The organism is Ureibacillus sp. FSL W7-1570 (genome assembly GCF_038593265.1).
Classification (GTDB): Bacteria; Bacillota; Bacilli; order Bacillales_A; family Planococcaceae; genus Ureibacillus; species Ureibacillus suwonensis.
This window is the reverse complement of the sequence record NZ_CP151979.1, coordinates 232,171-245,623: the sequence shown is the minus strand read 5'-3', so window position 1 is coordinate 245,623 and position 13,453 is coordinate 232,171. Positions and strand designations below refer to the sequence as shown.

General features: G+C 42.3%; 12 protein-coding genes. 1 reads left to right on the top strand and 11 read right to left on the bottom strand.

The window, feature by feature from the left end:
* Positions 1 to 110: 110 nt before the first annotated feature.
* From recA to NST13_RS01190, 10 genes are all read right to left on the bottom strand, one after another.
* Positions 111 to 1,172, bottom strand: coding sequence for a recombinase RecA (gene recA / locus NST13_RS01235; protein ID WP_342469801.1), 1,062 nt, complete (start codon positions 1,170 to 1,172; stop codon positions 111 to 113).
* 138 nt (positions 1,173 to 1,310) lie between these two features.
* Positions 1,311 to 2,564, bottom strand: a complete 1,254-nt coding sequence (locus NST13_RS01230) for a competence/damage-inducible protein A (RefSeq protein ID WP_342581193.1) — start codon at positions 2,562 to 2,564, stop codon at positions 1,311 to 1,313.
* 13 nt (positions 2,565 to 2,577) lie between these two features.
* On the bottom strand, positions 2,578 to 3,156 hold the full coding sequence (gene pgsA / locus NST13_RS01225; protein ID WP_342581192.1) for a CDP-diacylglycerol--glycerol-3-phosphate 3-phosphatidyltransferase: 579 nt from the start codon (positions 3,154 to 3,156) through the stop codon (positions 2,578 to 2,580).
* 99 nt (positions 3,157 to 3,255) lie between these two features.
* Positions 3,256 to 4,161 (bottom strand): RodZ family helix-turn-helix domain-containing protein, encoded by a 906-nt coding sequence (locus NST13_RS01220; RefSeq protein ID WP_342469804.1) that lies wholly within the window; start codon positions 4,159 to 4,161, stop codon positions 3,256 to 3,258.
* 18 nt (positions 4,162 to 4,179) lie between these two features.
* A complete protein-coding gene (locus tag NST13_RS01215; protein ID WP_342469805.1) occupies positions 4,180 to 4,959 on the bottom strand; it encodes a DUF3388 domain-containing protein in 780 nt (259 codons plus the stop codon).
* A 200-nt stretch (positions 4,960 to 5,159) separates the two neighbouring features.
* Positions 5,160 to 5,417, bottom strand: coding sequence for a DUF3243 domain-containing protein (locus NST13_RS01210; RefSeq protein ID WP_342469806.1), 258 nt, complete (start codon positions 5,415 to 5,417; stop codon positions 5,160 to 5,162).
* Positions 5,418 to 5,461: 44 nt separating this feature from the next.
* Entirely contained in the window at positions 5,462 to 6,190 is a 729-nt protein-coding gene (locus NST13_RS01205) for an SDR family oxidoreductase (RefSeq protein WP_342581191.1), read from the bottom strand.
* Positions 6,187 to 7,482 carry a pitrilysin family protein gene (locus NST13_RS01200; RefSeq protein WP_342469808.1) on the bottom strand — a complete coding sequence of 432 codons (1,296 nt, stop codon included), beginning with the start codon at positions 7,480 to 7,482 and terminating at the stop codon, positions 6,187 to 6,189. Before NST13_RS01200 ends, NST13_RS01205 begins: the two co-directional genes overlap by 4 nt.
* A complete protein-coding gene (locus NST13_RS01195) occupies positions 7,482 to 8,744 on the bottom strand; it encodes a pitrilysin family protein (RefSeq protein WP_342581190.1) in 1,263 nt (420 codons plus the stop codon). The genes NST13_RS01200 and NST13_RS01195 overlap by 1 nt, the downstream gene beginning before the upstream one ends.
* A gap of 190 nt (positions 8,745 to 8,934) precedes the next feature.
* Complete coding sequence (locus NST13_RS01190) at positions 8,935 to 10,302, bottom strand: PLP-dependent aminotransferase family protein (RefSeq protein WP_342581189.1); 1,368 nt, start codon at positions 10,300 to 10,302, stop codon at positions 8,935 to 8,937.
* Positions 10,303 to 10,393: 91 nt separating this feature from the next.
* Here NST13_RS01190 and NST13_RS01185 point away from each other — a divergent pair, with 91 nt between their 5' ends.
* On the top strand, positions 10,394 to 10,969 hold the full coding sequence (locus NST13_RS01185; protein ID WP_342581188.1) for a GNAT family protein: 576 nt from the start codon (positions 10,394 to 10,396) through the stop codon (positions 10,967 to 10,969).
* Between the two features lie 97 nt (positions 10,970 to 11,066).
* Here NST13_RS01185 and NST13_RS01180 read toward each other — a convergent pair whose 3' ends face one another.
* A complete protein-coding gene (locus tag NST13_RS01180) occupies positions 11,067 to 13,367 on the bottom strand; it encodes a DNA translocase FtsK (protein WP_342581187.1) in 2,301 nt (766 codons plus the stop codon).
* Positions 13,368 to 13,453: the final 86 nt, after the last annotated feature.

The following is a 13,453-nucleotide window of genomic DNA, read 5'->3' as shown; positions in this document are numbered from 1 at the left end:
GCGGCTCCGGATCATTTTTAAGGGTCAAAAAATCTATTAAGCTCCGTCTACAATAAAAAAGCGAATCAGATTATCGTCGTCCTCTGATTCGCTCTTTAAAAAGCAATCCCTTATTCTTCGTCAAATAATGGCAATTCTTCCGCCACTTCTTCATCGTCGTTATGGGCAGCGATCATATATGTGTTTGATGCCATGCCAAAAGATTCACGGATTTTTTCTGCAATTTCATCCCGGATTTCCGGATTTGCTCTCAAGAATTGTTTCGCATTTTCCCGTCCTTGGCCGATTCGTTCATCGTTATAGGAATACCAGGAACCGCTCTTTTGAATGATGTCCAATTCCACACCGATATCCACTATTTCGCCTTCTTTGGAAATGCCTTCACCAAACATAATATCCACTTCAGCTGTTCGGAATGGAGGGGCAACTTTATTTTTTACCACTTTAATTTTTGTTTTATTTCCCACCATTTCACTGCCTTGCTTAATTGTTTCCGCACGGCGGACTTCCAAACGGATGGAAGAATAGAATTTTAAAGCGCGGCCACCAGGTGTTGTTTCCGGATTTCCAAACATGACGCCGATTTTGTCGCGCACTTGGTTGATGAAAATGCAAATCGTATTGGATTTATTGATTACCCCGGACAATTTTCGTAAAGCTTGGGACATGAGGCGGGCTTGTAATCCCATGTGAGAGTCGCCCATTTCGCCTTCGATTTCCGCTTTCGGCACCAATGCCGCCACAGAGTCGATGACGATGATATCAATGGCGCCGCTTCGCACCAACGCCTCAGCGATTTCCAATGCCTGCTCTCCTGTATCTGGTTGGGAAAGAATCAATTCATCAATGTTGACGCCCAATTTTTGGGCATAAATTGGGTCTAACGCGTGTTCTGCATCGATAAATGCCGCTTGTCCGCCTTGGGCTTGCACTTCCGCAATCGCGTGCAATGCCACCGTTGTCTTACCGGATGATTCAGGACCATAAATTTCGATAATTCGGCCTCTAGGATATCCGCCAACCCCCAGAGCTGCATCAAGGGCCAATGAACCGCTTGGAACTGTGGAAATTTGCAGGTCTGTTTTTTCGCCAAGCTTCATGATGGAGCCTTTGCCGAATTGCTTTTCAATTTGTTTTAAAGCCATTTCTAAGGCAGCTTTACGATCACTCAAAACATTTCCTCCTTAAAAAACGTATCTGTATTGTTCTGTTTCTACTATACTTCTTTTTTGAGAAATAATCAATAAAAAAGCGAACGTATTTTCGCAAAAATAAAATTTGAGCCCATTTTTAGGCTCAAATTTTATTTTTCACACTTTTTTATACCCTTTTTCCTCAAGCAATCGGATCAAATAACTGAACGTATATTTTACCGCGCGTAACCGGTTTGTATTTCGGAGGCCTGAAAGCCGGAGTTTTTTCGTCACCACATCATCCCCAATGGCAATGCCGATCCAAACCGTTCCTGCCGGTTCTCCATCGTGAGGCTCCGGACCGGCAGCACCGGTCAATCCAACCCCGATATCCGTGCCGAATTTTTCACGGACATTTTTCGCCATACTTGCGGCACATTCGCTGCTGACGATGCCATGTTGATCCAGCAATTCTTTTGGTATGCCCAACTGATTGATCTTTGCTTCTTTCGTATAAGTGACCATTCCTCCAACAAGGGCTCCACTGACACCCGGGATTTCCGCCAGTTCCGATTGGAATAGCCCGGCCGTCAAACTTTCCGCTGCTGAAATGGTCAATTTGTGATGAAGCAGCATTTCAACCGTTTTTGAAGCCAACGTATCATCGTCTGTACCATAGTTGTATTTTCCGACAATCGATAAAATTTCCTGTTTCTCTTCATCAATTAATTTCCATGCCTCTTCTTTTGAATCCGCTTTTGCCGTAATGCGCAGCATCACTTCTCCGTCAGAGGCGAGCGGGGCGATCGTCGGATTTGCTTGGGCATCCAAAATATGTTGAATTTCCGTTTCCAACTCCGCTTCTCCGATACCATAAAACCGGAGAACATGGGAAAGAATTACCCCGCCTTTGCTGATGAGGGAAGCAAGCCGCGGCTTTGCTTCAAATTGAAACATCGGCTCCAGTTCCTTTGGCGGACCAGGCAACAATATGTAAGTCCGTCCATCCTTTTGAAGCATCATACCGGGAGCAAGGCCGTGATGATTCGGCAACACTTCACTTCCTTGCAAAACCAGGGCTTGTTTTTTATTATTCTCCGTCATTGTCCGGCCTTGGTTTTTAAAAAATGATTCAATGGTCGCCAACGCATTTTCATCATACACAAGCGGCACATTCAAATGCCCGGCAAGCGTTTCCTTTGTCAAATCATCCTTCGTCGGTCCCAATCCGCCGGAAAAAATGATCAAATCAGCGCGGGATTCAGCAATTTCAATCGCTTTTTTCAACCGACCCCCATTATCGCCAATCACAGAATGAAAATAAACATTAATGCCTATTTCGGATAATTGGGCGGAAATAAATTTCGCATTCGTATTCGCAATTTGACCTAAAAGCAATTCGGAGCCCACGGCAATTATTTCGGCATTCATCTTTTTCCCTCACTTATTTGGAATTGACAAAAACATGTCTGTTCAAATAGAAGTAATCCCATCCGGACCAAATGGTAAAGAATAATGCTACGTAAAGCATGATGTCATCAAATGGTATGCCGAACAGTGCAAAAATAGTATTGTGCAAAAGCAAAGCAACGATGGCAACGATTTGCGTCCATGTTTTGATTTTTCCCAATTTGCTGGCGGCGACAATTTTTCCTTCCCCGGCCAAAATGGAACGCAAACCGGTAACGGCAAATTCACGGCTTAAAATGACAATAACCACCCATCCTGGAGCAAGTCCAAGTTCCACCAACAGGATGAATGCGGAAGTCACTAACAGTTTATCTGCAAGAGGATCCAAAAATTTTCCCAAATTTGTGACCAGATTATATTTCCGGGCAAAATGTCCATCGATCCAATCGGTGCATGATGCAACGATAAAAATCAGTGCAGCCACAAAATGGTGGACAGGCATTTCCGCCCCAAATAATTCCATTGTTCCCCAATTAAAATCAAACATCATCACAATCACAAAAATCGGAATCAATAAAATGCGGGAAACGGTTATTTTATTTGGTAAATTCATCGTTCTCTACAACCTTTCATCAGAAAGAAAATATTGGTACATCCCATTATTTACTATACAACTTTTGGGCGAAAGAAAATAGTCATCTTCATTAGATGACTACTGTTCCTCGCTGAATTGAATAATGATATTTTGCGCACTTAAGTCTTGAACGTACTTGATTTCTTCACCGTTTACATAAACTTTTGCATTATTGGAGAAACCAAGTCGAATGCGGGCATAACCGTTCGCTGTGGAATCATGTTCCACCACTTCGCCCTGTTTATATATGCGATCTTCCACCTGTTCGTTTCCATTCGCGTCACGAATGCTTACCCATGTATCACCCAATACTTCCACACGGATGAGCATTTTGTCAGTTCCGGACAATTTATAGACCGTTGATACCCCATCCGGCTGCACTTCTCCCTCGGAAATCACTTGAGCTGTTTTTTCATCATCTTTTTGCTCTTCCTCATCCGCTTCTGTTGCCGGTTGTTTGTCAGAATTTTCCTCTTTTCCTTTTTCCTCATTATCTTTTGCAGGAGGTGTTTTAACTTCCGTTTGTTCGTATTCAAATGAATCGCCATTCTCCGTCACGGATTCATCTTCGGTAGAAGGTCTTTGGGAGAAAAAGAACCAAAGAACAGCAATAATAATGATAATGAATAAAGCGACGACATATTTCGGCAAATTTTCCATCAATTTATTTGGAGATGCGGTTTTTAATCTTTTCCGTGTTGGACTTTGGGAGAATGATTGGGCAACTTCCTCTGTTTGATGACTCGGAATTTCATCTTTATATTGCTCGAAAATTTCTTCCGGATCCAGGCCAACCGCTTCCGCATATTGTTTAATAAACGCACGGACATAGAAGGTTCCAGGCATGATGGAATAATTTCCTTCTTCAATGCCGATCAAATATCGCTTTTGAATTTTAGTTATTTCTTGCAAGTCATCTAAACTGTAACCTTTAGATAATCTCGCTTCCTTTAGGCGAGTTCCAAGCTCTGTCAACCATAACACCTACTTTATCTAATATTATTAAAATGAGAAAAAGTCATCGTTTGCAAAAGTGTCATTTTTTACAATCGCATCATAAACTATTTCTTCGTCCGGATGATGCCGCAATTCAATAATATAGTCAAAATCTTCAATGGAGTATTCGGAATGTTTCACAAAAATGTCGGGATGTTCAATCACCTTTACGCTGGGCATTTTCATCACTTCCCGAACAAGCCGCAAATGCCTTTCATCTGTCGACATTCTAGTGACAACGCCATCGAGGATAAATATATTATTTGTATTAAATTCATCCCCTATCAGTTGTTTTCGAACCGTTTGCTTAATCATTGTGGAGGATAAAAATATCCATTTTTTATTGGCACAGACGCTTGCGGCAACAATGGATTCCGTTTTCCCCACCCGGGGCATTCCGCGGATGCCGATCAACTTATGTCCATCGGTTTTGAACAATTCAGCCATAAAGTCGACCAATATGCCCAGTTCATCCCGTACAAAACGGAATGTATTTTTTTCATCTGCGTCTTTTTCAATATATTGACCGTGGCGAACTGCCAAACGGTCGCGAAGTTTCGGCTCCCGGAATTTTGTGACGCGGATATCATCAATCGTATTGACAATGGATTGAAACCGTTTGATGGATTCTTCGTTTTCGGCTTTTAACAACAAACCTCGACGCCCTTCGTCAACACCATTAATCGTTACGATATTCACTTTCAGCATACCAAGCAATGAGGCGATATCCCCTAATAAACCTGGACGATTTACTTGAATTTCATATTCGAAGTACCATTCACCCATCCACAACCGTCCCCTTGCAATAGAAACGAAATTGATTACCTACAAGTTTCATCATAGCGGATTTTGTATGTATTGAAAAGTTTACAATGCGACAAAATTGTGCCAAAATCGGACAAAATTATGCTTTATTTTACATTAAGTTCAATTTGAATGAAGAAAAAGGAGGAAAATCCCCCTTTTCCTTTTTCAAAAATAGAGCATCAGTTAACTTTTTTGTCTTGCACCAATTTCATGACACAGCTTGCCAGTGCTTGCTTTTCCTTTTCATCAGCCACTGACCATAAATCAGCCAGAACCCGCTCCTGCTCATTTTTCGGGTCCACATTTTTTGCCAAATACTCGCCGATTTGTACAGCCGTTTTTTCAATTGTGTTGCTGGATAATCCCATATTTTTTGCATTTTCAACTTGTTTTCCCAAGAATGATTTCCATTTTTCCCAGTTTTGTAATATTTCCATATTCACTCCTCCTTTTCGACATTAGTATGGTCAACCATCCATTTTTATATGTACCAACCACCATTTAATCGAATAATTTGTCCCGTTACATAATCCGCCTGACCACTAATGTAAAAGGAGACGAGATTCGCCACTTCTTCCGGTTCTCCTGGGCGATGGAGCGGAATTTCATCATAAATCGCCTGTTTTTCCTCTTCTAATAAATGTGAGTTCATATCGGTATTGATGATTCCCGGTGCGATGGCATTGACCAATATCCGCTGGCTGGCCGCTTCTTTCGCATAAGCTTTTACAAAAGCGTGCTGGGCCCCTTTCACCGTGGCATAAACGGTTTCATAGGCGGCACCCGCTTCTCCCCAGATGGATCCGATGAACATGATATAACCGCTGCCGTTTTGGCGTAATTTTTTTGACAAAAGCGCAACAAGGCGAATCGGATTTTGCACATGTTCTTTCCACAACTTATCGATGATGCTTGCCGGCGTATCTTCAAGCAACCCATAATATGCCGTTCCGCCGGCAAAAATCACCGCCTGGACAGAGAAGATTTGATTCGCCAATTGCTCCGCTCCCCCATCAACGGAAAAATCCGCCTGTACAGGAATGAATTCCGATTGCGGATAAGCGGCTGTCAATTCCTTCATTAATTGGTCCACTTTTTTCCGGCCTCTGAAATAATGCAAATAAAGCGACCAGCCATCTTTAGCCAGACGCTTTACAATCGCACTGCCAATCGCACCGGATGCCCCGATCACAAGTGCAAATTTCTTCATTGTTGATTCCTACTTATCGGTAAAATTTTAAAGATTGTTTGTTGGGATTCCCCTTGAATCGATTGGAAAGCTTCTTTTACATCTTCCAACGTAATTTTTTCAATCACCGGAACTACATCAAATAAATTCATATCATTAAATTTATATCTTGTAAATTGATTCGCAATATATTCCAAAGAATTAAGCGCTCTTAAGAAAAAACCGATTTTTTTACGCTTGATGCGTTCAATGGATTCAACATTGAGCATTTGCTCCGCGTGATTTACGGTATTCAAGATTTTTTCAACGAGTGCGTCAGGATTTGGCGTATCGGAACCGATTAAAGCAAAACCAAAACCTTTCTCCAACGTGAAATCGTAAGCAAAGGACTCATCGATTAAACCGTTGTCATAAACATCTGTGTAAAATTCCGATGCACGGCCAAATAAGTTTTCCAATCCGATTTGGATTGCAAGCTCATGCTTCAGCATTTCTTCTCCGCTCAAGTTGGTTTCTTTCGCTTTCAGCCCGACATACACTTTTGGTTGTTGGACATCCATTTGGATTTCCCGCTCTTTGATGGCCACTGCCAACGGTTCTTCATCAAAATAGCGTTGGATTTCCGGCGCTTCTTTGAAAGACTTTTTATTTTGGTTGTCTTCAATAAATGCCATCATCTCTTTCGGATCCACATTGCCGACGATGAAAAGCAGCATATTGGAAGGATGGTAGAACGTATTGTAACAAGTATATAAATGTTCGGCTGTAATTTGATCGATCGATTCAATCGTTCCGGCAATATCAATTTTTACCGGATGATTGTGATACATGTTTTCGATTGCGCCAAAATAAAGCCGCCAATCGGGCTGATCATCGTACATCGTAATTTCCTGTCCAATAATCCCCTTTTCCTTTTCCACCGTTTTTTCTGTAAAATACGGCTCCTGCACAAAGTCCAATAATGTTTCCGTATTTTCAAAAATATGGTCCGTCGCAGAGAATAGATAAGCGGTTCTTGTAAAAGAGGTGAAGGCGTTTGCGGAAGCCCCTCTTTCACTGAACTTTTGGAATACGTCGCCTTCTTCTTTTTCAAACATTTTATGTTCAAGAAAATGGGCGATGCCATCCGGTACGGTAATGGGCTCCTTTTCACCAATCGGCGTAAAAGTGCGGTCAACAGAACCGTACTTTGTTGTAAAAGTAACGAACGTTTTGGAAAATCCTTTTTTAGGCAATATATAGACATCCAGCCCATTGGCCAGCTTTTTATAATATAACGTTTCATCCAACTGTTGAAATTCGATGGTTTCCATTATTCCGCCTCCTTTCCGCAGAGGAAGTACGTAGCTTCATGTTTCAATTGGGATGCCATTTGTTGCAGGTCTTCTTTTGTCACCTTTTCCCAACGTTCCTTCCATAATTCCACGGAAAATTCTTCATCCAAATCTTTGTATTGGTCAAAAATATCAATTTGCCCGCGAGGCAAATCCAAGGCTTCACGCAATTGGTTGACGAGCATCGCCCTTGTTTGATTCAATTCCAAGTCGGCGATATTCCCCTTTTTCATTTCATCCAATTGTTCAAAAATGATATCAATGGCTTTTTTCTCGTTTTTCGGTTCAATCCCGGATATGACATAAAGGAGTCCGTAATGCGGCGAATAAGAGCTGGAAACGTAATAACATAAGCTTTCCCGTTCGCGCACATTCATAAATAATTTCGAATGGGCATAACCTCCAAAAACGCCATTGAAAATTTGCATTTTCGGAAAATCAGGATCCCCGAATTTCACCGGTGTGCTGAAGCCCATATGCAGTTTCCCTTGTTTCATATCCTGAAATTCTTTTACATAATCTTTCTCCGGTTTTGAATCCTCATTGATGGTTGGTTTTTGAGGAGTACGATCTTTAAATTGAAAAGCTTTTTTCATTTTTTCTTGTATCTCCTCAACGTCGATATCCCCTGCAACGTAAATGTCGATTTTATCGTTGTCGATCATCGACTGGTAAGCCTCTGTCAATGACGCCGGTGTCACTTCTTTCACCGTTTCGATCGTGCCGCTTGCAGGGATGGATGCAGGATGATTCGGACGTAAAATTTGCGTCAAACGCTGTTGGGCATAACGGGTTTTATCATCAAAAACAGATTCGATTCGCTGAATGACGATTTGTTTTTCCCGTTCAACGATGGAAGGGACAAATTGACCGTTTTTCCAATTCGGTTGAAAGATGACGGTTTGAAGCAAGTCAATCACATCGTTTAAAACCGGTTGGTTGGACAAATATTGGTCATTTACCGTTTCGACATTCAGCATGACCGTATGTTCCCCGCCGCGTTTCGAAACGTCGAAATACAGCATCGTTCCATATAAATCGTCCAAATAACTGCGAAATTCCGCCGACTTCCTGAATCTTGCATTGCTATGCTGCAACACGTTTGAAAGTACGGCCCGTTCTGCTGCGGTTTTTGTCGTCAATGGTGTTCTCCATTTAAAGGAGAAATTGACCGTTTTAAATTGTGTCGTTTTTCTTATATGTAGCGAAACACCTTCCGCCAATTTCGTCGTCTGAAACAAAAAAATTCCTCCTGACTTCCCAATATTATGCATAACCTCATAAATAATTTTCTCAAGAGACATGTATATTATTCAAAAAACTACGAATTGACCACTATTACTACTATACATGGAATAAATTAGTTTATGTACAACATTTTTATTTTAATAGAAAATTTTCCATTTGGCATTCAAAAGCACTTAAATCTCCTCATTCACGGGATTCCAGCCAAGCTTTGGCCAAAGTTTCAACCACGGGAAAAATGCTTTCGATTGGAATCGCTCCAAACCCTACCATTACAAGATGATTGGTTGTTTTCGTCTGATAACATGTTGAAACCGGATCGATGGCTATTCCATTTTCCGATGCAATTTGAACCGCCCGCCCTTCTTCCAGCCAAGGAGGGAGTTGAATGATGATATGAAGTCCTGCTGTATCGCCAAAAATTTTAAACTCATCCGTCAAATTGGTTTGTAATGCCGCCAATAATTGCTTTCTTTTTTTGCGATACAATGTACGCATTTTTTCAATATGCTTTGCAAAATGGCCGGAACGCATAAATTCAGCAACAACCAGTTGATCGATTCTCGATACGGTCGGTTTTTGATTTTGATAAAACTTTTGAAATTCCCCTGCAAGAGGTAACGGCAATGCCATATAACTCATCCTTATGGAAGGGATGAGGGTTTTGGAGAATGTGCCAAAGTAAATCACCCGTTGAAGTTGATCCAGATTTGAAAGCGGCGGAATCGGTAACCCTTTATAACGGAATTCCGCATCATAATCATCCTCGATCAGATATGCATCCACTTCTTTTGCCCATTGGAGAAGCCGTGCTTTTCGTTCAATAGGCATCACAACCCCCAAAGGGTATTGATGGGCCGGCGTTACATAATACAATTTCACCATTTTTGAAGGAACAGCGGCTCCAGCTTGATCAATCGGTACATATTCAATATCATAATGCATTTGCTGAAAAATCGAAGTTGCCCTAAAATATCCGGGTTCCTCCACCGCAACCGAAATATTGCCAAAAAAAATGCATAATGCCTGCAACTGCTGTTGTGTGCCGCTGAATAGAAAGATTTGCTCCGGTTCGCAAGCAATTCCCCTTGCCATATGTAAATATTGGGCAATTTCCTTTCGCAGCGATTCTTCTCCTTGCCATGCACTATTGTGGACGGGATGGCTTTGCAATTGGTTTTTATATATTTTTTCCCAAATTTTATAAGGAAATGCCTCCGCATCTACCTGTCCGTTTTTTAAATTAAATATCGTTTTCTCTTCAGCGGGTTTGATGGACGGCTTTTTCGTTGCAGGAACGCGCAGCCATTCCTCATTATATTTGGCGACAAAGTAGCCGGAACGTTCCACGCTGTACAGGAAGCCTTCGCTCAATAATTGTTCATATGCGTTTTGGACCGTTTGGATACTGATATTTAATTGTTCCGCAAGTTTTCTTTTGGAAGGCAATTTTTCATTTGGCTTTATTTGCTTATTGATGATTTTTTCCTTTAATTGTTCGTAGATTGCAATATACTTGGGCACCCCATCCGGAAATTGAAACTGCAGCTCCATCGGCAACCTCCTGGTATGATGAAAAATTCGTAATTTGGTTATTTCAAAAATACCAAAGGAGGTTTTTAATGGCAACAAAGGAGTTGATACAATGGAACATATTATTTTGGAAAATGATATCGTTTTGCTTCGGCCAATAGAATCGGAAGATATCGAAGCGATTGCCGAAGCGGCGAAGGATGAACGTATCTGGGAACATATGCAGGTTGATTTGGCAACGAAAGAAGCGGTTGAAAAATATGTGGGAAAAGCGGTTCAAGAACGGAAGGAGCAAGTTTCCTATGTCTTTGTCATCATCCATAAGAAAACCAATCGAATTGTAGGCTGCACTTCATTTTTAGATCTCGTTTTGGACCATAAAAGGCTGGAAATTGGGGGAACATGGCTGAATCCATCGGTATGGCGTACACCGGTCAATACCAATTGCAAATATTTGCTACTCTCCTATTGCTTTGAGCAGTTGCAATTGAATCGGGTTCAACTGAAAACTGCCCATACAAATAAAAAATCCCAAAGAGCCATCGAAAGAATTGGAGCCACAAAGGAAGGCGTGCTTCGAAATCACATAATCAGGCCCAACGGAACCATCCGCCATACGGTAATGTATAGCATCATCAAAGAGGAATGGCCCGCTGTCAAAGAAAGATTCCTGCATGAATTGTTGTAATTGTGTCACAGTTTTACAGGATGGGAAGCGGCAAATAAATAGCTCTACCCTGGAACAAAAGAAGCTGCCCGAAAAGTTTCTTCCGGACAGCTTTTGTTTATTCGTTGATATTGGAAATCAGCACTTGTCTTGGACGGCTGCCGTCGGGAGGACCGACGACCCCGCGGGCTTCCATTTGATCGATGATTCTTGCCGCGCGGGAATAACCGATGCGGAAGCGGCGCTGCAGCATGGAAATGGAGGCGGATTGCATTTCCACCACCAATTTCACCGCTTCATCATATAACTCGTCGGTTTCCTCTTCAAAGCTTTTTTCCGGTTCATCCGTTGGGATCATCGTTTCATCATATTGGGCTTTCTGTTGGGAAATGACATAATCCACAACCGCCTGCACTTCCTCATCGGAAACGAATGCCCCTTGAACACGGATTGGTTTGGAAGTTCCCGCCGGCATAAAGAGCATATCTCCCCGTCCCAATAGCCGCTCTGCCCCCCCCATATCAAGAATCGTGCGGGAGTCCACAGCACTCGATACGGCAAAGGCGATACGGGATGGGATATTCGCTTTAATGACCCCGGTAATGACATCTACGGATGGTCTTTGGGTTGCGATAATCAAGTGAATACCTGCCGCGCGCGCCATTTGAGCCAAGCGCGTAATGGCATCTTCCACGTCATGGGATGCCACCATCATTAAATCCGCCAACTCGTCAATCACCACAACGATATACGGCAACTTCGGCATTTGTTCATCGTGTTCCTGATTGTAACGTTCAACATAGTTGTTGTACCCTTTGATGTTTCTTGTTCCGGTATGGGAGAACAAGTCGTAGCGTCTTTCCATTTCGCTGACAACCTTTTGCAACGCCTGGGACGCTTTTTTCGGATCCGTCACAACGGGCGCAAGCAAGTGCGGAATGCCGTTGTAGACATTCAATTCCACCATTTTCGGGTCAATCATCATCATTTTGACTTCATGCGGTTTTGCACGCATCAAGATGGATATGATGATTCCGTTTATGCACACACTTTTCCCGCTTCCCGTTGAACCGGCGACGAGCAAGTGAGGCATTTTGTCCAATTCCGCCAAAATGGCCTGTCCTGTAATATCACGTCCAAAACCGATCAATAGTTTTGCATCCGGTTTATTATTTTCTTTCGATTCAAGGACTTCTCTCAGTGTTACAACGGCGACTTCACTGTTCGGCACTTCAATACCAATGGCCGACTTTCCGGGAATCGGCGCCTCCATTCGGATGTCCTTTGCGGCCAGTGCAAGGGCCAGGTCATCCTGTAAATTGACAATTCTACTTACCTTTACCCCCACATCCGGCATGACCTCATACTTTGTCACAGCCGGGCCCAAGTGTACTTGCACCACTTTCGCTTTCACACCAAAGCTTAAAAGGGTTTGTTCCAGCTTTTTCGCGTTTGCTTGAATAATTGAATATTCCCCGCTTTGATCATGCTCAGGGGGAACATTCAATAAATTCATCGGCGGCAAGCGATAATCCTGATTTTCCACATTCTTTTCAACAGACTGCTGAATCGTTTCTTCAATGGATTCGTCATCCGTCACTTCTTCCGGCTCTTCCCGCACTTTTTGAATATTTTGGGTGAAGGCTGAAATGATTGGTTCATGATCCTCTTCATCCTCTTCAATAATGGATAACGGAACTGTTTCTTCATTTGCCACAGCCATTTCTTTTAATGCTGATTGTTCACTTGTTTTCGCCCGCTTTTTGGCATTCTCGTCCTTATTCAAAGAACGGCGTTTTCTTTTTTTCCGTTGTGGCAGTTTTATTTTGAGGTTTGGAATTTTCTCGGCAATCATTGGCACAAAAGCTTTTCCCGTCACTAAAACAATTCCGATAATGAACAATAACACGGCGACCACCCGAGCTCCGGCGGAACCGAATAGAATGTGGAACATGCTGAATAATAATGCCCCAATAAATCCGCCGCCCAGAGCATTGCTTCTGTTTACAATCCCGCCATCCGTAATCATGATCCGCCAAGTTTCTTTCAAGACCGATTTAGATTCCAAGGCATCCTGTTTATATAACTCTTCAATAAGTACACTATGGCTAAAAATTGACAGACTGAAAATCATCATGATGACACCGAGAACAACCCGGTCCGTAAGCGGGATTTTTTCACGCTTGACCATCAATAATAATGCGAATAGTGCAAGAAATGTCGGAATGGCAAAGTATAAATTGCCTAATAAAAACATGGAAATATTTTGCGCCGTTTTGCCGACAAAACCATATTCGAAAAAGATGATGATTGAAAAACCAATCAACAGCAATCCAATGATTTCAAAATAGAGGACGGAAATGCCGTTTTTTGCTTTCGTTTTCGCTTTTGTTTTCCCTCTCGTCTTCCGTTTCGCCAAATTGTTCACCTACTTTGCAATCAACCATCAACAGTATGAGAAACAGGATTTCCTTGACCGCGGGATCGCGGTGAAGAAAATCCTGT

What these genes read in the sequence shown, in the direction of transcription:
- NST13_RS01205 (WP_342581191.1), bottom strand. Translation starts at nt 6,190, where the DNA reads ATGAAGAAATTTGCACTTGTGATCGGGGCATCCGGTGCGATTGGCAGT.
- NST13_RS01200 (WP_342469808.1), bottom strand. Translation starts at nt 7,482, where the DNA reads ATGGAAACCATCGAATTTCAACAGTTGGATGAAACGTTATATTATAAA.
- NST13_RS01185 (WP_342581188.1), top strand. Translation starts at nt 10,394, where the DNA reads ATGGAACATATTATTTTGGAAAATGATATCGTTTTGCTTCGGCCAATA.
- NST13_RS01190 (WP_342581189.1), bottom strand. Translation starts at nt 10,302, where the DNA reads ATGGAGCTGCAGTTTCAATTTCCGGATGGGGTGCCCAAGTATATTGCA.
- pgsA (WP_342581192.1), bottom strand. Translation starts at nt 3,156, where the DNA reads ATGAATTTACCAAATAAAATAACCGTTTCCCGCATTTTATTGATTCCG.
- NST13_RS01230 (WP_342581193.1), bottom strand. Translation starts at nt 2,564, where the DNA reads ATGAATGCCGAAATAATTGCCGTGGGCTCCGAATTGCTTTTAGGTCAA.
- NST13_RS01215 (WP_342469805.1), bottom strand. Translation starts at nt 4,959, where the DNA reads ATGGGTGAATGGTACTTCGAATATGAAATTCAAGTAAATCGTCCAGGT.
- NST13_RS01210 (WP_342469806.1), bottom strand. Translation starts at nt 5,417, where the DNA reads ATGGAAATATTACAAAACTGGGAAAAATGGAAATCATTCTTGGGAAAA.